The sequence below is a fragment of the Gracilimonas sediminicola genome (assembly GCF_024320785.1).
Classification (GTDB): Bacteria; Bacteroidota; Rhodothermia; order Balneolales; family Balneolaceae; genus Gracilimonas; species Gracilimonas sediminicola.
Genome location: NZ_JANDBC010000001.1, coordinates 1468226 through 1490540 on the forward strand (window position 1 = coordinate 1468226; position 22315 = coordinate 1490540).

At 44.5% G+C, this 22315-nt stretch carries 16 protein-coding genes; 4 read left to right on the forward strand and 12 right to left on the reverse strand.

Annotated features, from left to right (window positions below):
- Window positions 1–83: 83 nt before the first annotated feature.
- Window positions 84–1952: an aryl-sulfate sulfotransferase gene (locus tag NM125_RS06615; RefSeq protein WP_255134020.1), complete on the forward strand. Its 1869-nt coding sequence runs from the start codon at window positions 84–86 to the stop codon at window positions 1950–1952.
- Window positions 1953–1955: 3 nt separating this feature from the next.
- On the opposite strand, the gene NM125_RS06620 is transcribed toward NM125_RS06615, so the two are convergent.
- Both NM125_RS06620 and NM125_RS06625 read right to left on the reverse strand, forming a co-directional pair.
- The gene (locus NM125_RS06620; protein WP_255134022.1) at window positions 1956–2393 is read right to left on the reverse strand and encodes a DinB family protein; all 438 of its coding nucleotides are present in this window, start codon (window positions 2391–2393) and stop codon (window positions 1956–1958) included.
- Window positions 2394–2397: 4 nt separating this feature from the next.
- Entirely contained in the window at window positions 2398–3072 is a 675-nt protein-coding gene (locus NM125_RS06625) for a MarC family NAAT transporter (RefSeq protein ID WP_255134023.1), read from the reverse strand.
- Window positions 3073–3195: 123 nt separating this feature from the next.
- Here NM125_RS06625 and NM125_RS06630 point away from each other — a divergent pair, with 123 nt between their 5' ends.
- Window positions 3196–3669, forward strand: coding sequence for a GAF domain-containing protein (locus NM125_RS06630; RefSeq protein WP_255134026.1), 474 nt, complete (start codon window positions 3196–3198; stop codon window positions 3667–3669).
- Window positions 3670–3739: 70 nt separating this feature from the next.
- Here the strand turns inward: NM125_RS06630 and NM125_RS06635 are convergent, their stop codons facing one another.
- From NM125_RS06635 to NM125_RS06650, 4 genes are all read right to left on the reverse strand, one after another.
- On the reverse strand, window positions 3740–4603 hold the full coding sequence (locus NM125_RS06635; protein ID WP_255134027.1) for a mechanosensitive ion channel family protein: 864 nt from the start codon (window positions 4601–4603) through the stop codon (window positions 3740–3742).
- Window positions 4604–4683: 80 nt separating this feature from the next.
- Window positions 4684–5103, reverse strand: coding sequence for a hypothetical protein (locus NM125_RS06640; protein WP_255134029.1), 420 nt, complete (start codon window positions 5101–5103; stop codon window positions 4684–4686).
- 108 nt (window positions 5104–5211) lie between these two features.
- Window positions 5212–5895 carry a hypothetical protein gene (locus NM125_RS06645; protein ID WP_255134031.1) on the reverse strand — a complete coding sequence of 228 codons (684 nt, stop codon included), beginning with the start codon at window positions 5893–5895 and terminating at the stop codon, window positions 5212–5214.
- A gap of 110 nt (window positions 5896–6005) precedes the next feature.
- The gene (locus NM125_RS06650; protein ID WP_255134033.1) at window positions 6006–8531 is read right to left on the reverse strand and encodes a serine/threonine-protein kinase; all 2526 of its coding nucleotides are present in this window, start codon (window positions 8529–8531) and stop codon (window positions 6006–6008) included.
- 187 nt (window positions 8532–8718) lie between these two features.
- Between NM125_RS06650 and NM125_RS06655 the strand changes: the two genes are divergently transcribed.
- Window positions 8719–9429, forward strand: a complete 711-nt coding sequence (locus NM125_RS06655; protein ID WP_255134035.1) for a cytidylate kinase-like family protein — start codon at window positions 8719–8721, stop codon at window positions 9427–9429.
- Window positions 9430–9444: 15 nt separating this feature from the next.
- Here NM125_RS06655 and NM125_RS06660 read toward each other — a convergent pair whose 3' ends face one another.
- From NM125_RS06660 to NM125_RS06685, 6 genes are all read right to left on the reverse strand, one after another.
- Window positions 9445–10203 (reverse strand): ABC transporter ATP-binding protein, encoded by a 759-nt coding sequence (locus tag NM125_RS06660; RefSeq protein WP_255134037.1) that lies wholly within the window; start codon window positions 10201–10203, stop codon window positions 9445–9447.
- Entirely contained in the window at window positions 10188–11738 is a 1551-nt protein-coding gene (locus NM125_RS06665; RefSeq protein ID WP_255134039.1) for a hypothetical protein, read from the reverse strand. Before NM125_RS06665 ends, NM125_RS06660 begins: the two co-directional genes overlap by 16 nt.
- A 121-nt stretch (window positions 11739–11859) precedes the next feature.
- A complete protein-coding gene (locus NM125_RS06670; protein ID WP_255134041.1) occupies window positions 11860–16530 on the reverse strand; it encodes a BACON domain-containing protein in 4671 nt (1556 codons plus the stop codon).
- A 195-nt stretch (window positions 16531–16725) separates the two neighbouring features.
- On the reverse strand, window positions 16726–17310 hold the full coding sequence (locus tag NM125_RS06675) for a porin family protein (RefSeq protein ID WP_255134042.1): 585 nt from the start codon (window positions 17308–17310) through the stop codon (window positions 16726–16728).
- A gap of 61 nt (window positions 17311–17371) precedes the next feature.
- The gene (uvrA, locus tag NM125_RS06680) at window positions 17372–20182 is read right to left on the reverse strand and encodes an excinuclease ABC subunit UvrA (protein ID WP_255134044.1); all 2811 of its coding nucleotides are present in this window, start codon (window positions 20180–20182) and stop codon (window positions 17372–17374) included.
- A 140-nt stretch (window positions 20183–20322) separates the two neighbouring features.
- Complete coding sequence (locus NM125_RS06685; RefSeq protein WP_255134046.1) at window positions 20323–21270, reverse strand: DUF4097 family beta strand repeat-containing protein; 948 nt, start codon at window positions 21268–21270, stop codon at window positions 20323–20325.
- Between the two features lie 123 nt (window positions 21271–21393).
- On the opposite strand from NM125_RS06685, the gene NM125_RS06690 reads away from it, so the two are divergent.
- The gene (locus tag NM125_RS06690) at window positions 21394–22245 is read left to right on the forward strand and encodes a proline dehydrogenase family protein (RefSeq protein ID WP_255134048.1); all 852 of its coding nucleotides are present in this window, start codon (window positions 21394–21396) and stop codon (window positions 22243–22245) included.
- Window positions 22246–22315: the final 70 nt, after the last annotated feature.

Sequence of the window (22315 nt, forward strand, 5' to 3'; positions counted from 1 at the left end):
GACTATTTTTTTACCAATTTAAATTTTCATGACTTAGTTTAGAGGCTGTTCCACAAATAATTAATTACGTACTACTTAAAGAGATGACCGTTTTTACCAAGCGACTGCTCCCCATTGTAATGATTGCCGTGCTTTTTATAGCGGGTTGCCAAAACAGTACCGAACCCGAATCAAACCCAGATGCCCGATTCCTTGAATTCAGTATTTCTGAACTTCCCAACCTCTCGTTTACTATAGATCATGATGAGGGTTTTGTAGAAGTTACTAATGCAGAACCGATCCATTCCGGTACGGACCTCACCTTGCTAACGGCAAGTTTTTCAACCTCTCAGGGAGCTTCTGTTTTTGTGGACACCGTGCAACAAGTCTCCGGAGAAACCATAAACGATTTTTCTGAAGGCATTTTTTATACCGTTATTTCTGAGGATGGTACTGCCCAACAAAAGTACTTTGTTTACCTCAGTGAAGAACTCCCTCTTAACTACCTGTTAACAGAATACCCTACCGTTCAACTAAACCCAAGCGGAAGAAACCCTTTATCTGCAGAGATAAGGGTTGAATCCCGCGAACCCACTACAGCAAGTATAGAAATACTGGGAGATATCCCTATCGAAAAAACCGTATCCAGTCGTTTTTCTACCTATCAAATTCCCGTATTGGGACTCTACCCCGATGCCGAAAACCAAGTTGTACTTACGGTTGAAAATTCAAACCAACATGTCGTCAAAGATACCCTTAATGTTACAACAGAAGCTCTACCCGACTTTCTTCCAACGCCGGAAATTAACGTTCTTCAGGAATCAAAAATGGAGCCCGGCATGCATTTTAACGAGGTGCATATTGGGAATGCCGGCAAATTCAACAGTTATCCATTGATGTTTGACAACAATGGTGATATCCGGTGGTACCTGGATTTAAGTGAACATGACCGAATTACCTGGCCAATTCAGTTTAATGGTGATGGTACTTTTTTCGCCATATTTGGGGTAACTATAATTGAGTACGATATGTTGGGTAATGAGTTGAACCGGATCGTGGTTGAAGAAAACAACATGCATCATGAAATCATCAAGCTGCCAAATGGAAATTATGTGATAGCAGTAAGCCGTGTAGGTACTACTATGATTAAGAATGGAGAGGAGATAGGAAGTGTAGAAGATTACATTATTGAAGTTGACGGCAGCGGTAGTATTGTAAACGAGTGGGACATGGCTGAAATTCTTGACGTAAACAGAACCACATTAACTGACGGTGGTGTAGACTGGTTTCACATGAACTCAATTTGGTATAGTGAAAGCGACAATACCCTGATTATCTCCGGCAGAAATCAGGGCGTAGTTAAAGTCGATTGGGAGAATAACCTGAAATGGATCTTCGCCCCTCATCAAGGCTGGGGCAAAGCCGGCAGATATGAAAAAAGCACCGAAACCGCTCCTTTTCTTTTGACTGCAGTGGATGAGAGCGGGACGCCTTTCAGTGATGAAGTTCAACTGGGAACTCTTGAAAGCAATGACTTTTCCTGGGTTTGGGGTCAGCATGCTCCGCTTATTCTGCCAAACGGCAACCTTTTTATTTTTGACAACGGTTTCAACCGGAATTTCGGAACAGCCGCATCTAATTACTCAATGGGAACGGAATATGAAATTAACGAACAGCATATGACCGTAAAGCAAGTATGGAGTTATGGGAGATCGCGCGGAGATGAGCTTTTTTCTTCTATCATCAGCGATGTTGACTATCTACCAAATACCCATAACAGGCTTTTTATGCCCGGCGTTGTTCGAACAGGAGCCGGCAACCCTTATTCAAAAATTGTCGAGATTACTCACCCCGATAAAGAAATAGTCTTTGAATCAACGCTTCACTTTAAGAACCAGCTTGTAAATGGACAAGGTTGGGGAAATCTTGATATTACTTACCGTGCTGAACGCATTCCCTTATATGAAAACTAATTTTTAGCCCCTCAGAAAAAAGATGTAATCAGTACCGGGAGGGGTTTGTCCGGCTTGTCGAATAAGCTTGGCTATTTGTGCACGGTGATGTTGGCCGTGGATAACAAGGTGAGTCAAAATATCACCTACAACATTCCCGAATTCCTCACCTTTGGAGTTTTGGTAGGTAATGGCTTTATCACTCTGTGCAACCAAGTCTTTTAGCTTTTCGGTATTCTCCTGCATCTTTTGGCTCATTTCAGCCATCGAAAATTGTGGCCATATCTCCACCGCTGTTTCTTTGCCTGTGATTCTGTTCATCCAAACCTGTTGGGCTGCCAGGATGTGAGAAAGCAAGCCCATGACTTCTTCTTTCGTTTTGCCCTCATCAAGTTCACGAATAGCCAGAAGTATTTTTTTGTTGGCCCATCGGTCGTATTCGAAAAGCTTTTCAAAGTCCATGAGACTATCCTATTCCAAAAAATTTGGAGATACCGTTGATCACAAATTGAACACCAATAGCCAGCGCGATGAAGCCCATCATGCGGGTGATGACCGTCATTCCGGTTTTACCAATATATTTTACGATGGCGGGTGCTACTCTTAATATTCCGTAAGCAACCAGCGCCGTCATAAATACAGCCGCGCCGTTCACCAGGTAATCGGTAATTCCCTGTGCATCGGAACCGAATCCGATTACAACCGCAATACTACCCGGCCCCGAAAGCAGAGGGAGTGCAAGGGGGCTGAATGATACGTCTTCTTTCTCTTTGGCAGCCTCCTGATCTTTCTTGGTCAACTTTCTGCCACCGTTATCGGGGCTTAACATCGAAAAGCCGGCTCTTACAATCACCAACCCTCCGGCTATCTGAATGCCCGGAAGGCTGATTCCAAAGAAGCTGAGAATGTAGGTTCCAACCAACAAAAAGGTGATCAGAACAAAAAACATGTAAGTAGTAGCCTTGCGCGCGGTCCTGATTTTCTCCTCATCGGTATGCCCTTCCATCAATGAAATGTAGATAGGCATTGCTGCAAAGGGGTTAACGACAGAAAATAAAGATGAAAAGCTTGCAAAAAATAATGCTGCTATGCTCATAAAAACAGTAGAAAAGGGGATTATGTCTTTGAAAAATTCTTCCATGATGGCCCTAAAGATACACAGCTTTTTACCAATTTTTAGTTTGTGTTTTTACTTAAAACAAAGCTTAACTTTTATATCGGTTATATTATTTTATTTTCTGTTCCAACAAATTTTATTAATGCTATGAGCGCTGTACAACTTATTTCTTATGATCAATTAATTTCGGATACGGAAAGCATTTTAAAGCGAAATGTGACCCGCGATGAAAAGCTTTTTGCGATTTGTGAATTGTTAGCTGATGAAATCCCTTCTTTCAGCTGGGTGGGTTTTTATCTGCCTGATCCTGAGGGGAAACAGGAACTTGTTCTCGGTCCATTTGTGGGCCCTTCTACCGACCACACCCGGATTCCTTACGGCAGAGGTATTTGCGGACAGGTTGCCCTTAGCCACGAGACCTTTGTGGCACAAGATGTACACAGCGAAGAAAATTACCTGGCCTGCAGCACCGATGTACAATCCGAAATTGTTGTCCCCATCATGAAAGACGATGAGTTTGTAGGCCAACTCGATATCGACTCAAACACAAAAAACTCCATCACCAAAGAACAGCGTGAGCTTTTGGAAGAGATTTGTGAGTTTCTGTCGGACGAATTTTAATCAATTAGTACCACGAGAACCTTTTCTTTTCTAACGAAATGGACATCGATCAACTCAGTCGACTTGGGTTTTAAGACGTTTTCTTATCCTGATTTATGTTTACGCTTACGGGTAGCATGTCTATAGCGGTGGTCACATTAGAGCTGTAGGTAAATCCTTTTTCAGCTAATGTTTTGTGGCACCCGTCCATCACCTGCGACCGTATTTCACCTAACTCGCGGTCATTGCTGAACGTATCAATCCAGAAGAAAACTTCCAGCTCAACATAAGCTGCCGTAAAGCCGGCTATCAGAATATTTGGGGCAGGATTTGCAAGCGTGAGTTTATGATCCTGTACGGTTTTGAGAAGAGTCTCTCTTGCTTTCTGAAGATCGTCACCATAGTCAACCCCAATGATGAAGCTGCCTCGTCGCAACCCATCTCTTGTAAAATTGTGAAGCGGGTTTTTGTAGATGGTGACACTTGGAATGAAAATATCACACCCGTCGGCAGTCCGTATGTGAACGTCCCGTATCTCTATTCTCTGCACAATTCCTCTTATTCCATTGCTTTCAATCAGATCTCCGACATCGAAAGAGCGGCTGAAAGAAAGGAATAACCCTGCAAGTAAATTTTCACCTATCTCCCGGAAAGCGAATCCAAGTACCACGGCAACAACACCACCCGCAGCTAAAAAACTGGTGGCAACTTGGGTTAAGCCAACAAGGTGTAAGGCAATAACCAGACCCAGCACATTAAATGCCCAGCGTACCAGTCGCTTAATCAGCCGGACTTGCTTTACGCCTTTGGTTCTATCATCGCCAAGTAAACGACCAACACCGCTGCTGGCAAGCCTGCCGATAAAAATAAGCACAACCAACGATGTTATAGCAGCTAAAATTTGAGGCGTTGTGCTTATTATTCTGTCCACCAAAAGCTCAAAACTTTCTTGCATGTTTTGTGTCTTAGTTCATGTTTTGCGTATAAAGTACATGAAATAAAACGATTTTAGCGAAGCTTAATTCCGCGCTTCTTTTAAAGCAGCACCAACGGGTTGGTTTCTGATGGAATTTTATCGAGTGCATACACGGCTATTGCTTTAACCTCTTTGGTTACCGAGGCTGATCCATCACCGGTTTTGTTCTCAATAAGAATTACTCCATTTCCACCTAAGTTTTTTGCTTCTATTTTCAGCATTTCAATCATGCTTTCAGTGGAACTTTCTCCGGCTGTTTCCTGAATTTGAACCGTGGCAAGCTCCAGGTATTCTCCCTCAACTTCATCCAGTGAATTGTAAACGATGATTTCCTGACTATGCGTCGGTAGTACACCAAATACATCTGATTGTACCAGGTCTTTAACGTGCGTGGTTGTGGACTTTGTTATTGACGTGCTGCAAGCTGTCGTCATCATTCCGATTATTACTAAGATCAATACCGCATTAACTTTTCTCATCTCTCTTCTCCTTTTATTTATTTTTGAGACAAGAGCTAATACGCCGGTTTCAGAAGGGGGTTACGCCTTTCGGGCAGTATTTTCTTTATGATGAGTAAAAATTTGTTACTACAATTTCGATAAGCTCAAATCCGAAACATGAAGATTCACGCTATGGTTAACACGCAGTCCGTAAATACCGTCATTGTTCATGCCTGATGCATCAATATCTGCAACCTCTTCATCATTAATTGTAAAGCGGATACTCTCGCCCTCAACCATTACCTGCAGTACATTCAAAACAGAAGACACTTCAGGGTCATCGTATATGTTGATTGCATCGCTGGCCGTCCAGCCCTGAATAACCTCGGTGTCTTCGCCTGTCCTTTTTTTGATGAGAAACTCGCCGGTATTCCGAAGTAAAAAATACATATATGTCTGAGCATCACCTTCCAGATCGGAGCCTCCCCAGAAAAGCCCATATCCCTCCCGGTTTCTTTCGCCGGGATTAAAAAAGTGCAGTTCCGTTTTTACACCAAATGAACCGGAGGCCGTGTTGGCTGGGTGATAAAAGATGCCGGCAGGTCCGGTGGTAATATGCCAGCCCGGGGTCATGTTCACAAAATAGATATCAGAAGAGTCCGGCTTTGAACCTATGACCACATCATCCATGCCGTGATCGAGGCGAACTTCCCATCCATCCGGGACTTCAAAATTTGTGCCTTGCGGAATATTTGGATCGGGACGATCCTGTGCTTGTGAAAAGCTGAAGAGACTACACACTAAAATAACCGACGTAAAAAGCACTTTCATAGGAATCCCCACTTTATTTCTATTACTACCTTCCTGATTATACAATAAATGATTGAATAGGAGAAATCCCTATTTACAGGCATCTTGGCGGCCTGCTTTTCCCCTTTAGGCTACTTGATGGAGTTGTATGCGGATAACGTTCTGCGGTAAATCACATTAGTGGTGTCGTAGAACTGCTCTCCGATACTCAGGGCTTTTTCAAAATATTTTGTGGCCTGCTCATTTTTTCCCAGTTGCATGTAAACAGCCCCTATATTACTCAACTCTCGCAAGTGATCGGGATGTGTTTCTCCTTTCACCTTCACATTACTTTGGTGGGCTTTTATAAACCACTCCAACGCTTTCTCCTTTTGGTCATCGTAGAAATATACCAGCCCCATGTTTCCTTCACTGGTCAAGGTCAGAGGGTGGGTATCTCCCAACAAGTCTTTTCGCATATAGTAGGCTTTTTCGATTAACTCTCTTGCTTCCTCATATTTTCCCTGCTTCTGAATGATAATCCCTAAATCATTCATCGCCTTAGCTCGATCTATACTTCGCTTGCTCCCAAAAATATCATTATACAAATCCAGCGAATAGCGGGAATGCTCCTCTGCTTTATCACTCTCCCCCTGCATATGCAATGCCCAGGCCATGCTTGCATGAGCCCCGGCTACCTTGGTAGGCGTATAGTGCCTTCTCCCGTTTTCATATCCTTCCGTTCTCGCTTCGATAACCTCTTCGAAAGTAGAAATAGCTTTTTCATACTCGCCCTTGTCGTACAAAAGCCAGCCATGATCGTGACGGCTAACCCAGTACGCATCCGACATGGTATCCTTTCGGGCGGCATAACCGTCAAAAATTTCATTATACAGGCTGTCCGCTTTCTCATATTCTCCCAGGTAGGTGAACACTTCTGCCTTGTACGATTTGGACGTTAACAGGTAGGCCTGCCAATCCAGCGGCACAATTTCGAGGTTTCTGATTTCCTCTTCATTATTCTCCAAAAATTGCTGAAGTGAATCTGCATAATTCAGCGCTATTCTATCCTGTCCCATAGCCCGCGCCAGGTCGGCTTTTTTGTTGTACACATCAGCCAGCCAGTACCTGTATTCATTGTCTTCTTCAAGAGATCGAAGTATGGATGCCGATTCATTTAGCAACGAATCCGCCGTTTGCAGCTCGCCGAGATTAAACTTTATTGACCCGAAGTTTAACAGTAAGCGGGCTTTTTCACCGGGTACATCACCAAATTTGTACTCCACCATAGCCAGCGACTCATCAAGAAAACGGCTTGTGGCAAGTCGGGGATCCTCGGTCGTAGTATAATCCACCTCCTCAAAAACATTCACCATTACATCGCTTACCATTTTAGCTCTGCTTAAGGCTTCCAGCGCCCGGTTTTTTTCTTTGGTGATGTTGACGCTATAAATAATCCCAAATGTGACGATGGCCACTAAAAATGTAGCTGCCACCGAAAGCTGATACTTGTTCCTTTTCAGAAATTTCTCCGTCTTATACCGGCGGGTGTTTTTTCGCGCCGCAACCGGCTTTTTTTTCTGAAGGCTTTCCAGATCATTCAATAGCTCCCGAACTGATGAATACCGGTATTCGGGTTCTTTTCTGAGACATTTGCTTACAATGGCATCTAAATCTTTCGCATCAATTGTTTTGAGCTTTACCTTCGCCTTTGCGCTGATATTCTCGGTCTCTCTGTTGAGGATTATTTTCTCGGCTTGCTGCAGGGTCTTCCCTGAAAGATCGAATGGCTTCTCCCGTGCAATCATCTCATACAGAACCAAACCAAGCGCATACACATCCGTGGCTACCGTTATCTTTCCCATATTGATCTGTTCCGGCGCTGCATAACTTAGACTCAGCAGCCTGCCCGACTCCATGGTCTGTATCACTTCTTCTTCTGAAAGCTCTTCGGAGATAATTTTGGCAATCCCGAAATCCAGCACTTTGACCCGTCCCTGCTCATTAATCAACACGTTTTGCGGCTTGATATCCCGGTGCACAATCAGGTTGCGATGGGCATATTCAATCGCTTCACAGATCTCTTTAAACTTAGCAAGGCATTCTTTCAGTTCCGGTTCCTCTTTTTGAATGTACTCCTTCAGCGACATTCCCCGCACGTATTCCATAACCAGGTACGGCCGGTTTCTTTCGGATATACCGGCATCATACAACTTGGCAATATTGGGATGCTCCAAACTGGCGAGAATCACTTTCTCCTGCTTGAACCGCTTTTCCCAGTTTTCACTAACCAGACGCCTGTTTAAAACCTTGATGGCGACTTCTCGTTCAAATTCTCCGTCCGAGCGCTTGCCCTTATATACAATGCCCATTCCTCCCTGGTCAATCTTGCCGGTGGTGGTATAAAACCCATAGGTCTCCGGGGTAAAGTCACTTTCTTCCGTTTCGGGTGGGGCTTCGGTATCAGGAATATCGTCGAGAAAAGACTTCAGGTTCTTCTTTTGATCATCCAGAAAGGTCTCGCTGTCATGAATGGATTCCAGCAGTTCTTCGGCTTGTTTCTGCAGCTCGCTGTCTCCCCCGCAAAGTTCTTTGATGCGGTCTTTCTGCTCTTCTTTTGGACAGAGCAACACGTCATCAATGATTTTTTCCAGCTTTTCAAACTCCGACTTTTCCATAATAGTGTCTGTTCTTGATTTCCCGAATTTCTTTTAAGCTAATAAAATTAGTGGATTGATAAAGCTCCCTTCTTATTCATCATTTCTTCACAAAGATTCTATATGTATCAATAGCGCTTTGCAACATATTCAGATAGTTACACTATCAAAAAGGTTTGATCTTTAACTTTGTAATTGGGGGGTTGTTATGGCTAAGAAAGCAGCTCAGATCATCGAACAACAAGTTCAGTTTTGGATGCGTAAAGAGGCCGCCCAAAAAGGCGTTCCCGTCTCTAATTCTACGCGTCCTATAATCACGATATCGCGGGAATTCGGAGCTAAAGGCGCTGCCCTGGCAGAAGAATTAGGACGGCGGTTAGAATTCAAGGTTTGGGATAAGGACTTACTGGAGTTAATAAGTAAGAATATTGGCAGCAACAAAGAGTTTATAAAGTCCTTAGATGAGAGTCGCCGGGGGTTATTGGAAGACACCATTTTCGGGTTTATACATCATCGCGAAACAAACCTCAGCTATCTTCTTTTCCTGATTAAAGCTGTTCGGGCTCTGGAGAAATTTGGTAGTAATATTATTGTAGGAAGAGGTGCAAATTACATCTGCAAAATACCGGACACTTTTCATATCCGTGTGGTCTGTCCTCTTAATAAGCGTATCCAGAACTATGCACGCGACTATCAAATCACAAAGAAAGAAGCCTCCGAATTTATTTTGAGGAAGGACGCAGATCGTCAACATTTCAGTAAATATAACTTCAATCAGGATTCTGGAAATGCAAGCGATTATGACCTGATTCTTAACTCAAGCACTTTTTCTTTGTCAGAGATGGCTGAAATAGCAGTGCAAGCCTATGAAATGAAAACCGGAACTAAGGTTGCTGAAATGGCTCAGCAGGAGTTGTAAAAACCTACCCGTAAATTACAACCAGTCCACGATTTCTTCTTTCTGCTCTACTTCCACATACTTTTCAAATATTTCGTGGAGGCTGGAATCTTTTTGTAGTTCTTTGCGGCTCACAGAGTCCAGGTAGGCTTTAATGTGGCCGTGATGCAGAATGGCGATATCGTCACAGAGGTTTTCTACCACCTCCAAAATATGACTGGTTACGATGATGGTCACCCCTTTTTGCTTCAGGCGCCGGATGATGTTTTTCATCCGCTCGATGGAAATTACATCAACGGCTTCAAAAGGTTCGTCCAACAGTAGCAGCTTGGGCTCAACCAAAACGGAAGTTACAAACGCCAGCTTTTTACGGCTCCCGGAAGAAAGCTTGTTCACTTTAATTTTGGCAAAATCCTTGATGTCGAAATAATCCATCAGCGAGTACGCCTTCTCAATCAGCCCTTCTTTGTTCACCTCGTAGATTTCACACACATACTCGATAAACTCCAGGCTGCTGAACTGCTCAAACAACAGTGGCGGCTGCAACACAGAAGCGGTCAGCTTTTTAATTTCCAGCTCGTTCCTGGCGTTCAGTTTCATCCCGTGAATAATTACATCACCGCCTTCGAAGCTCAGCAAGCCCGTCAACACGCCAATCAACGTGCTCTTCCCGGCGCCATTCGGGCCAATCAACCCAAAAACCGTCCCTTTTGGAATCTCCAGGTTCAGGTTCTTGAGCACCGGTGTTTCCTCGTAGCTCTTGTCCAGATTTTTTATTTCTACAGCTCGCTCCATAATCTCATCAATACTCGATTTTTAAACAGGTTAACCAAAACATCCATGTGTCGCCATAAATAAATTCCCATAATTACAATAACCGTTCCCATAATCGTCAGCCGGTACCATTCCAATCCATTTAGTGGCACAAAGACCAAGTATCCCATAGAAAAAATCAGGAATGAGATAGCGAATGTTACTTTTTGGGGGATAATTGGGTGCTTATAACTGAATGAAGAATAGGTGGCTTTTTGGTATTGGAAATAGGAACTCCAGACAAACAGCAGCATAAACATCAGGAAGAAAAACGTATTTGCCACAAAAATTTGCAAGGGTGAACCGATTTCAGGAATCACAAGTAATTCAAACAGCGTAATCAGGTAAAAAACCAGCAGCGGCAAAACAATCACCCCTAAAAAGCGCTCTTTTAACTGTTTTTCTAAGTTGATGGGAAACTGAAGGTGCAGCAGGAATTCCCGGTTTTCATAACCATACATATTGGCCATTCCCATAGCCAGCAGAGCCACTGGAATTCCCGCTAGAATGGTTGGAATTAAAATAGTTTTAGCGACTTCATAATCTACATTCAACAATAGCGGAACGTATACAATCGGAATAATAGTAAGGGTTAATACCTGCAGCCGGTTGTAGGGATGCTTCATCACATAGAAGTAATATTTTCCTGCATTCCGCCCAAGAACTTTACGAAGTATTGTCCAGAGCTTGCTGCTTTCCTCTTCTGCTTTTTTAAGTCCGGGGTTCAACAGCCCTTCCTTCGTTTTGTTGAAGTGATCAACAACGGTAAGCCCAATCAGCACAATGGCAAAAAAGAGAATGGTAAGTGCATTCATCCACCCATAATCTTCGGTTACGGTTTGGATTAGCATGCCGCCCGGTAGCCACGACAAAAACGCATTTACTGTCTCAACCTGAGGCAGTAATTCCGCAAAGATCTTTGTCGAATTGGATGCAAAAAGTGACACTAATTGAAACAGACCGAATACCAGCACAAAGAAACCAATCACAACGGCAATAAAGCGCTTTTCAACAACACGGATAAACCGGTGTTTTACTGAATAAATTAACACATAATTTAAAGCTACAGCTGCTATCGCCACCGGCACCTGATAAGCGGCATGTACCTGTATCAACAAAAAAACCAGCCAGGTTAAATTGTAGATTATATTTACCGGATGACAAAACCCGATGATGGTCAGATATTTGGCCAGCCTTTTTAAAGGGAAGCCAAAGCCCAACAGCTTTCGGTTTTCCTCGATATTCATCAGCCGCATATTGGTGAATGAAAAGTGCATCACCCAGTAGGCATTGGCAAACACCAGCAGAATAAAGGAATAAATATCCGGCGTTAGCCACGGAAGCTGCATCTGCATCCAGGGGTCGCTGTCCATCAGTACTACCACAATGGCAGTCCCGGCAAGGTTCACCAGCATAATCCCCAGAAACAGAATGTACCCGATGGTCAGCAGCAGCTGAAAGCGGTTCAGGTTGGAGATAAATATTCTCCAGTTTAATGTAAGCAGCCTGTAGAACAAGGGCGGTTAATTAGTTGATGAATAACAGGATGCTATTATAACAGTATCATCGTGATTTTACTATTTGAAAGTTCAAATTTTCATCAGTTGGCCGTGCTTATGATTTCATTTCATGTTTAAATCATTTGATCAGTAACATTTTCTTCACCTTGGTATAACTGCCCGTCTGCAGCTTGTAGATATACACTCCGCTGGAAAGCCCGGATGCATCAAAATTCACCGTAAAGGTGCCTGCCCGTTTCTGTTCATTGACCAGTGTATGGACTTTTCTCCCCAGTATATTATACACCGTTAAATCAACATAAGACTGTGTGGGCAACGAGTATGTAATGTTCGTGTTTGGGTTGAATGGATTAGGATAGTTTTGCTTTAAGGAAAAGGTTTCGGGTAGTTCACGGTCTTTCTCCCCGGCAGTGGATATCATGACTTCAAATACCAACTCGGCCTTTGGCTGTTCTGAGTCGTTACTGATAATTGAAAGCGAATCTATTCCGCTTGCAGAGAGATGGCTTGCATCCAGTTCTACATTTATCGCGACCGTATCTCCAGCGCCGATGGTTCCTGAAGCCGGGTTCACGGTTTTTATAATCGCCCCGGTGCTATCTGCAGAGTCGGCAACAGTGTTGCTTTTCAGCGCCGCATCTTCGGTAAATTCAGGAACGGTAAAATCTATTTCCGCTTCTCCATCATTCACCAACACCACCTGCTCCGTCACGGTTGTCTCTTCACTGATGGTAACCTGATACTTGGTTTTTTCTATGCTGAGACTCCTCTTTCTTTGCGGGATGAGCTCTATCTGCATTGTCCCAATGTTATTAGCTTCATCAAGCTCAAAAACCTCCTTGCTATAATCTACATACGCTCCCACATTATAGGTGCCTGCACTTATTCCCTGAGGTAACCGGCTTCCCATTGGGGATTGTATAGCAATCGAGCTGTCTTCACTCAACTCGTTCACTCTTACTTTAGCAAACAGGGAGTCTTCTGTTGTGATTTGCTCGTCATCCGACAAGTAGAAGCCCACCAAAAAACCATTGGCTACTGCTTGTTTACCATTATTGGAAACTTCAGCCTGAAAGCTGTTATTGACGAGAGCGCCGGCCTCAAGTGTATCGCCGCTTGAGCTTACAACTTCTCCGGCCATCAGTTCTGTACTGTCTCTTTCAGTAACCGACAGAATGGTTTCAATGGTGAATGACTCGTCGTTTACATCGTTGGAGTTAATTCGCAAGGATGTGTTGTATTCTCCGGGGGACAACTGTTCTGTTTGAAAAGTAAGTGCCAGTTCTTCTGAGGCTCCTCCTTGAATTGAGCCCGAAGACTTATCAAAGGTAATCCAGGGCGACTCCTCTGACTCCTCCAATTCCCACAGAAGTGTTTCACCACCGCTATTGGTCAGCATTACTTTTTTGTCTTTGGATTCGCCTTTATACGCATCCAATTCCAGTTTAGCTGATGAAAGTTGAAGTTGTGGCAGCTCAGAATCCCGCTTTATGGAAAAGCTTTTTACAGCTCCTACATCCTGTCCTTCTTCGGTATCCAATCCGGGCACACCCACCAGTATTTCAGGCTTGCCATCGTTGATGTAGGAAATTAATGAAGAGCCAAAGAGCTCCGTCGTTTCTTTGTTATCTGCGCCTATGGCACCCAGCGCCTGCCACTCATCATCTTTCGGTGTTTTTTTGTAGGAGAACACTTTACCTGAGCCGGCCTTAGGAGCTGATACACTCAAAAACGTTTCCTCGGCTACTTTAATCAATGAAATTTGTTCGCCAAAGCGACCTCCTACAGGCACTGTTTGAGAACTGACCGGTACTTCTTTGCCCACCCATTCGTCTTCTTTAAGTGAGTAGCTAAATACCGCTCCACTTGGCTCCGACTTAGCAAAAGTAGTTCCGGGCGCTCCAACAACTATTTCGAAGCCACCTTCAGCATCGGCACTAATGTCTATCGATGTTCCAAAGTCAGCAAAAATGAGCAGGTCTTCACTTATCATGCTGTGGAATACCCACTGACCTGACTTATACTCATACACAAACACTTTCCCGGAGGAAACTTCCGAGTCTGTACCCGGAGCACCAATCGCCATGAATCCGCGGGAGTCTGAAAAGGCTATGTCAATAGCTGCTCCGAAATAGTCTCTGGCTACAGATTCGTTTGGGGTGATGGGTGCTGTCTTCCATCTTGTTCCGTCGTGCTCACTTACAAAAACCCCACCTGCATTAGTCTGTCCGGTCGCATCCCATTCAGGGGCGCCGGCAATAATCAGCGGTTTTTTCGAGTCGCTAAGTGGATTCTGCTCCAGCAAAACAGACTCCCCATATCCTGCTCCGGTTTCCACATCGGCTTGTATTTTCGCTTGTTGCTGCCACTCTCCCAAAACTTTCTCAAAATAATATACCGATCCGGGAACAGTATTTTGGGTCTTCAGCTTATCGGGATCGGTGCCCGGTGAACCTGCTGCAGCAAAATCATTTTCATTTAATCTCAGCACATCCATTGAATACCCAAATCGTTCTCCGGAAATTGGTTCGGTAGGTGAGATTTCGGTTCCTTGTCCCCAGCCGGCTTCCGTAAACTCATAAATATAGCCTACCCCCAACTGTTCATTTCTGTCGGGAATACCTACGGAGATAAATTTCTCATCCGGGTCGCCTCCTATTACTGAGCCGAACTTATCAAAGGGAACACCATATATAGCACGAAACGCCTCTTCAGGTGTCGGGGGAATGTTGGAATCAAACACTCTTAAAGATACAGGTACATCGAGCGCGGATACGCCGGCATCAGGGGATGTAAATTCCAGCTTCCCGGTCAGCTGACCCGGTGTGGTATTTTCTGATCCTAAATAAACCGTCACTTCTCCTGTAGCTCCGGGAGCTAATGACCCTGAAGTGAAATTAAAATCAATCCAGCTTTCTGCCGAACTTACATTCCAGTTCAGCGTGCTGTTATTCTTATTGATGATCTGGACCTTGTATTCTGCTTCGGTTCCTTCCATTACCCGCTTGCTTATTTGTCTGGGCATCACGGGTATATCAGGTGTTTCATATACTGCCTTGTAAGCCTTGTCGTTTTGGTCGGGATTAAGGTCAAGATATCTGGAACTGTATGATGATGCGTTCGGTAAAATCCACCTTTCAAAGCTATCGGTTCCAAAATACTCGGGGGCATACACGCTTACGTCCGTGCCCGGAGCAAACCTTCTTTCAACCGTTGTGGTGCCAGATCCTTCATCAAGCACGTCATCCGGAAATATGCTCAAATCAACCCCGATTGGATCGTTGTTCTTATCAACGGCCTCGAAAGTAAGTACAGATGTCTCTGTGATATTTATTTCAAGAGCATCTTCACCGTCCGTGTCGTTGTTGTCCGTATTGCTGTCTTCATAATCTATTACTACTCCAAGATAGTTTTTACCCGTTACCCCATCGGGAAGTTTGAAAGGCTGGGTATTTACCGTTAAGCCTGCTGAAGGTTGAAAATTAAACGAGAACGTCTGCGAACTCAGCAGTTCATCAGACGTTGAAATGTTATTGTTATCCGATAAATAGATGTCTACATCCCAGTTGCCATTCATCTGCTGGGTAGAGCGATTAAACACCTTGAACGAAAGCCCATTTATTTCCTGTCCTTCAGCCTTATCCGTTACCAAAAGGTCTGTTTCCATGGCAACCAGGTCCAGGTTTTGGGGTGTGCTGTTATTCTTAAAACCGTTCCAGGTATTGTAGCGTGGCTGCGTAACTCTGGTATAACAGGTTGGGGGCTTGCGGTTCTCATCTTTATCCTCTTTTGTATGTGACGTGGTTGCATACATAATGCGATCTCCGCTTTTAAATGCATAGGCGCCGCTACCACTTTGGCCGCCATAACCAACGCGATCCTGGCATACGGTGTTTTTTTCTGAGGCAAACGTTCTGAAGTCAAACTTGCCGTCCCACTCAAACATGAAGTTACCGTCATAGGGACTTTCTGCCGGATAACCCTGGTTGTAAAAGGTATTGTTTTTGAAAAAGTCATTGTCGTTGTCAAACCCGTAGCCAAACCAGCCTGTTAAAAAACCCACAGGCCGTTCCAGTTCTATCCAGCCGATATCATAAGATAAATCATCGTTATCGGTCCACCCCGAAATTGAGAATAAATTCTTTGCCATCGCTCCGCCAAAAGGTTTATCCCCGTCTTCATAGGCCGGAACCACCTCTACCGATGTAGCCCAACCTCCCCGGTTTTTGTCCTCACTGTACACACAGTGTCCGGCGGTAAGCACCCATTCAAAATCAATTAATGAACCCGAACAAACCAAATTAGCCCCGTTCGAAAAAGTCATGAAAACTTTCACATTCATTTTGTAGGGAAAGTCTTCCGGGTCTGTTACTTGCTGCAACGGACTGAATTTAGCCCTCCGTTCCTGGTTTTGATTTTCCTCTATCTTCGAACCAGCAATCGGGCTGTGGTAATTTCCCTCTCTGAAATTATTTCTGCTCGGAACCGAAATCTCATTCTCCCGGAAACGTTCTACTTTTCTCGTTTCTATGTTATACCGATAGAAAAGCTGCTCACCGGAAGATTTTTTAGCCCGCTCTTCATACACGGGCAGGTTCATGGGTTTAAAATCTTCGTAATTGTTAAACCCCGTTTCCACAGGCTCATCATCAACGAGCTGTATATTTTGAAGCTTAGTCGTGTCCTTGACTGCTGTAGTCTCTGCCGTCTGTGCGACACTCGTAATTTGCGAGGCAAAAAGAAGGGTTAATATTACCAGTGATGACCGAAAATTTATTATCTCTCTCATTATGTGGGTTTTTATTGTACTTCATTAACTCATACGAAGCACAAAAAAGAATCCGCTCAAATACATAACTCAGCCTTTTCAGTCATAAAAAAAGTGCCTTCAAATTGTCAACATTGCGACAACCCAAAGGCACTTTAAATTTTTTGGCAGAGACTAAGGCAAGAAACGTCTCTTATCTACAATAGATACTGATCTCTAAAATTCGATCCCTACAGTCAGGGCAAAGGCTCCATTTTTTGCTTCATCGTTGAAGTTGTCGTTGGCTACATCTTTCAATCCGACGGTGTAGCGCAACCCGATGTTGAACTTACTTATATCTAACCCGGCACCAACAGCAATTCCAAAATCGGTTCCCTCGGCTTGGTCATCAAGGTTGATGGAGCCGCTTTCATTCTTCACTTCCGAGTTAAGGTTAATCCCCATGTATGGCCCGAAAAATACGTTAGGCTGTACTCCCGGAGTATTAAACCCAAACTTTAGCAGTACGGGAATTTGCAGATAATTCACTCTGAACCAGGCATCACTGTTTTCAATACCTGCTCCATATTGAGCATATAGTACTTCCGGCTGAATGGTTAGCGGCGATGCAGGAACTTTGATACTTGAGTAAATTCCCCCTACAAATCCGGCTTTATACTCTACATTGTCTGTGTTGTTAAAAGTTGAGTAGTTTGCGCCGGCCTTCACCCCAAACTTTGGCAGTACTTGTGCCTGTGCAACGCTTCCCAGCACAAAAAAAACTCCGGCTACAATTCCGATTATCGTTTGTCTGAGTTTCATTTTATGATCTTGTTTTACTTTGTAATTATGATGAACCTGCTAATAGCTGTTTAAATCAACATTATTGCAGGTAGTCTTTTAAAAATGTACCTGTATAACTCTCTTTATGTTCCATAATGTCTTCAGGCGTACCTTCTGCTACAATTTGTCCGCCTCCAAATCCACCTTCCGGCCCGATATCAATAATCCAGTCGGCACACTTTATGATATCCAGGTTATGCTCGATGATAATTACCGAATGACCCTGTTCAACCAGCTCATTAAACGAATCAAGCAGTTTGGCCACATCTTCAAAGTGCAGGCCGGTTGTTGGCTCATCGAAGAAATAGAGGGTGTGGTCGGTGGAGGTTTTAGCCAGGAATTTTGCCAGCTTCACCCGCTGGGCTTCCCCTCCGGAAAGGGTGGTCGCGCTTTGCCCTAATTTTAAGTATCCAAGCCCTACATCTTCCAGCGGCTGCAGTTTGTTAATGATGGTGGTTTCGTCCACAAAAAACTCAATGGCTTCAGAAACCGGCATCTCCAATACGTCATGAATATTCTTGCCTCGATACTTTACGCCTAACACATCTTTTCGAAAACGGGTTCCGTTGCACACTTCGCAGGTCAGCTCAATGTCGGCCATAAACTGCATTTCAATCCGCTGAACGCCTTCTCCCTGGCAGTTTTCACAGCGGCCACCGGGCACGTTAAAAGAAAAGTGACCCGGTTCGTACCCCATTATTTTGGATTGCTTGGTATTGGCAAACAGGTCGCGGATACCATCAAAGGCTTTAGTGTACGTGGCCGGATTTGAACGGGAAGATCGGCCAATCGGACTTTGATCTACCATCTCCACGCCGTGAACAGCTGCCATTCCGGACAGGTCCGAGAAACGTCCTACTTTATCATTATACGACCCAATGTGTTTTTGAATGCCGGCGTACAGCGTATCGTGAACCAGCGTTGACTTCCCGGAGCCTGAAACACCAGTCACCACCGTCATCATCCCAAGTGGAAAATCCACGTCTACATTCTTCAGGTTATGCTCTGAAGCTCCCCGCAATTCAATGGTTTTCCCATTTCCTTTTCTTCGTTTTGTGGGAACCGGGATTTCCTTCCGACCACTTAAAAACTTCCCGGTTAGTGTGTCGGCTTTAATGAGTTTATCTACAGAACCCTGAAATACCACTTCTCCACCATGAGTTCCGGCAAAAGGACCAATATCAATTACATTATCCGCCGCTTTTATCATTTCGGGATCGTGCTCTACCACCAATACGGTATTTCCGATATCCCTCAACGACTCCAGAATTTTAATCAACCGGTCGTTATCCCTGGGGTGAAGTCCGATAGTCGGCTCATCCAGCACATACAAACTTCCTATCAAAGAGCTGCCAAGTGCATTAGCCAGGCTGATTCGCTGCGACTCACCTCCACTCAGGGTATTTGCCAGCCGATCCAAAGTCAGGTAATCCAGGCCCACTTCATCCAGATATTTGAGGCGCTTTCGGATTTCGTATAGAATCTGCCCTGCCACGCCTTCCTCAAACTCGGTAAGCTCCAGGTCTTCAAAATAATCGCGGGCGTGGCCAATGGTCAGCTCAGAAACTTCGCCCACATGCAAGTCGCCAACTTTCACATACAGTGCATCTTTCCGAACCCGGTAGCCTTCACATTCCTGACAGCGGCTGTATCCGCGATAGCGGGAATACAACACGCGCATGTGCACTTTATAGGATTGGTTCTTGATCTCGTCAAAGAACTTCCAGATTCCGATATACTCATCTTTCCCTTTCCAGATTACATCTTTGAATTCTTTGGAAAGCTCCGCGTATGGCGTGTCGATAGGATATTTTTCACGGGCTGCAACTTTTATTAAATCCCGCAGGTGCATGCTGAATTTCTGGGAATCAAAAGGGGCGATAGCTCCGTTCCTGATCGTTTTTTGGTGATCGGGAATAACCAGGTCTTCATCGATACCGGATACCTTCCCAAAGCCTTCGCAGTTATCACAGGCTCCAAATGGATTATTGAATGAAAACATCTGGGGAGTCGGCTCGGTAAACTCGATGCCATCTTTTTCAAAACGTTCACTGAACCGAAGTTCTTCACCGCCCCTCATCTTAATTGAGCACCTTCCGCTGCCTTCCTGAAAAGCCGTTTCCAGCGAATCGGCAATTCGTGTGCGGGTGTCTTTATCATCCTTTAAAACCAGGCGGTCAATCAACACCCGGTGCTTGTCAGCCTTAAATTTTTTCAGGTTGATTTCATCCGTTGTTAAATCCACCATGCTTTCGTCTTCGATGTTTAAAAGACGAGTCAGCCCTTTTTCTTTGAGCACTTTAAGCTCTTCATCCAGCTTCTTTTTTTCGTGATGTGGAATGGGATGAAGCACATAAAACCGTTCGCCTTCATCCTGGCTTCCAAACAGCTTCTCAATGGCAGTGCGAGGGGTGTCCTTTTTTACCACTTCTCCCGAAACCGGTGAAATCGTCTTCCCTATCCGGGCAAATAACAACCGAACGTAATCATAGATTTCGGTCGTTGTACCGACGGTTGAGCGAGGATTGGAGGTAGTCGTTTTTTGCTGTATGGCCATGGCCGGCGATATTCCCTGCATAAAATCCACATCCGGCTTATCCATTCGCTCCAAAAACTGACGGGCATAGCTGGAGAGACTTTCCACATACCGGCGCTGCCCTTCCGCATAGATAGTATCAAAAGCGAGACTCGATTTTCCTGAACCCGAAACCCCGGTAACCACGGTCAGCTTATTACGGGGAATTTCTACGTCAATGTCTTTGAGGTTGTGTGTCCTCGCCCCCTTTATAATTATCGGACGCTCTTCTTCTTTCTCTTTTGCTTCTTTGCTTGCCGTTTGAATTGTGGACATAGATTTGTTGAATCCTGATTTAGTCGAACCCTGAATATAAACATTTGTTGGGAGTGAACCGACAACATCAGAAAACAAAAAAAGCGAGAGATTCTATCCCTCGCTTTCTGATTTTATTAGTGTATATCGTAATCGCCCTATTATAAATATTCTAAGCGAATCGACCCGCCGCTGGTTTTGGCTTCGATAAGGGTTCCGCCTCCGTTCATGGTGCCGTTGATTTCATCTTTCTCAGCTTGTCCGCTGAAATTGTTCAGGTCAACATAAACGCGGTTTCCATCCAGGTCTAAGTTATATCCATTTTCCTGGGGCACTCTAATGGTGATACTTCCACCGGAGGTTTTCAGTTCTATATAATCAGATGGAGCAAGGATTTCGGCATTGATTGAGCCTCCGCTTGTTTTAGCGTCCACATTACCTTCAATACCGGACAGACGAATACTGCCTCCGCTGGTTTTGGCATCCAGGTTCCCAACGATGGTTTCTGCACGGATGGTACCGCCACTGGTATTCGCTTCCACATCACCCTGCACTTCCGTCATATTGATGCTGCCGCCGGAAGTTTTTAAAATCATTTTCCCCCGAATTCCTTCCGCTGTTATGCTTCCACCTGAAGTTTTCAGCTCCTGGGAACCACTCAGGTTACGGACGGTCAGGCTGCCGCCGGAGGTCTTTAGCCGGCTTCGTGTTTCTTCCGGTGCATACACCACAAAAGAGATAGAGTACCCGTCGTTATTCCAGTTCCAGCTGCCTGACCTTCTTTCCACAATTGCCCTGACGTTATTGCCATCTTGCGCAATTTCTATTTCATAATCGTCAAGGTCAGCATCACCGGGCTCCACGTAGTCGCCCCTTTTTCGCACATACATTTCCACAATTACTTCGTCCTCATTAGATCCTACTACCGAAATACTTCCCCCTGATGTTCTTACCTCCAGGCTCACCTGTCCTGATACGCGGAACTCTTCAACCCGATATACATCATCACTTGATTGGGCTAACGCGGGTTGAGCCGCTGACAAAAAAAGTCCGGCCACTAACGCGCCGGATAGCATCAATTTCTTCAAATATTTTCCTGTTGAACTCATATTTTCTCCATTGGTTTTCACTCACTCTCTTTACACGAATGATTTTTGCAGTAGTTACATTTTTATGTGGGCACTGATGTGAACTATTGATTAAATTTGCCCGCCATCAAAATTTGGAGTTTCATGAAGATACCTTTCATTTTAGCAAAACGCTTTGTAGCCGGAGAGTCTTTTACCGAATCAATTCCGAAAGCAAAAGAATTAAACAAAAAAGATCTCAAGCTTACCTTGGATCTTTTGGGTGAAAATATTGACGATCGCCAAACCGCAACAGATACCGTTGATGCTTACATTCGCCTGCTTGAAGGCATCAAAGAGCAGGATTTAATCAGCAGTATTTCCATTAAGCTCACCATGATGGGGCTGGATATCGATCATGATTTCACCCGGGAAAACCTGTTTCGCCTGCTGGATGTAGCTAAGGCTCAAGATCAGTTTGTGCGGATTGATATGGAGGGTTCTGATCATACCCAAATCACACTGGATATCTTCAAAGAAGCTTTCGAAAAGTACGGCAAGCATGTGGGTACTGTGATTCAGGCCATGCTGCATCGAAGCCATAATGATATCCACGAGCTGGCTGAAATGGGAGCCGATATTCGTCTGGTGAAAGGCGCTTACAGCGAACCTTCCAAGATTGCACTCCAAAACATGCCTGCCATTAGGGAGGCTTTCAAAGAGCAGGCGAAAGTGCTTTTAGAAAAAACACCTTTTCCCCGTTTTGGGACTCACGATGACGAACTAATTGACTGGCTTAAGAGCTACGCCGCCGAAAATGAAATTTCCAAAGATCGTTTTGAGTTTCAGATGCTGTACGGGCTTCGGGAAGAAACCATGGTTCAGCTTAGTGATGAAGGCTATTCTGCCCGCGTGTATGTTCCGTTTGGCACCGACTGGTTTCCCTACTTCAAGCGCCGATTGATGGAGCGTAAAGAAAACGTTTGGTTTGTGCTAAGCACCATGTTTAAGAAGTAAAGTAAGTGTTAAAGTGCTAACGTGTTAAAGCTGAGTCCTTGCCTAACACGTTAGCACTTTAACACTTCAA

Bases quoted from the DNA above. Each gene is read 5' to 3' on its own strand.
- NM125_RS06615 (WP_255134020.1), top strand. From the start codon at position 84: ATGACCGTTTTTACCAAGCGACTGCTCCCCATTGTAATGATTGCCGTG.
- NM125_RS06620 (WP_255134022.1), bottom strand. From the start codon at position 2,393: ATGGACTTTGAAAAGCTTTTCGAATACGACCGATGGGCCAACAAAAAA.
- NM125_RS06625 (WP_255134023.1), bottom strand. From the start codon at position 3,072: ATGGAAGAATTTTTCAAAGACATAATCCCCTTTTCTACTGTTTTTATG.
- NM125_RS06630 (WP_255134026.1), top strand. From the start codon at position 3,196: ATGAGCGCTGTACAACTTATTTCTTATGATCAATTAATTTCGGATACG.
- NM125_RS06635 (WP_255134027.1), bottom strand. From the start codon at position 4,603: ATGCAAGAAAGTTTTGAGCTTTTGGTGGACAGAATAATAAGCACAACG.
- NM125_RS06640 (WP_255134029.1), bottom strand. From the start codon at position 5,103: ATGAGAAAAGTTAATGCGGTATTGATCTTAGTAATAATCGGAATGATG.
- NM125_RS06645 (WP_255134031.1), bottom strand. From the start codon at position 5,895: ATGAAAGTGCTTTTTACGTCGGTTATTTTAGTGTGTAGTCTCTTCAGC.
- NM125_RS06650 (WP_255134033.1), bottom strand. From the start codon at position 8,531: ATGGAAAAGTCGGAGTTTGAAAAGCTGGAAAAAATCATTGATGACGTG.
- NM125_RS06655 (WP_255134035.1), top strand. From the start codon at position 8,719: ATGGCTAAGAAAGCAGCTCAGATCATCGAACAACAAGTTCAGTTTTGG.
- NM125_RS06660 (WP_255134037.1), bottom strand. From the start codon at position 10,203: ATGGAGCGAGCTGTAGAAATAAAAAATCTGGACAAGAGCTACGAGGAA.
- NM125_RS06670 (WP_255134041.1), bottom strand. From the start codon at position 16,530: ATGAGAGAGATAATAAATTTTCGGTCATCACTGGTAATATTAACCCTT.
- NM125_RS06675 (WP_255134042.1), bottom strand. From the start codon at position 17,310: ATGAAACTCAGACAAACGATAATCGGAATTGTAGCCGGAGTTTTTTTT.
- uvrA (WP_255134044.1), bottom strand. From the start codon at position 20,182: ATGTCCACAATTCAAACGGCAAGCAAAGAAGCAAAAGAGAAAGAAGAA.
- NM125_RS06685 (WP_255134046.1), bottom strand. From the start codon at position 21,270: ATGAGTTCAACAGGAAAATATTTGAAGAAATTGATGCTATCCGGCGCG.
- NM125_RS06690 (WP_255134048.1), top strand. From the start codon at position 21,394: ATGAAGATACCTTTCATTTTAGCAAAACGCTTTGTAGCCGGAGAGTCT.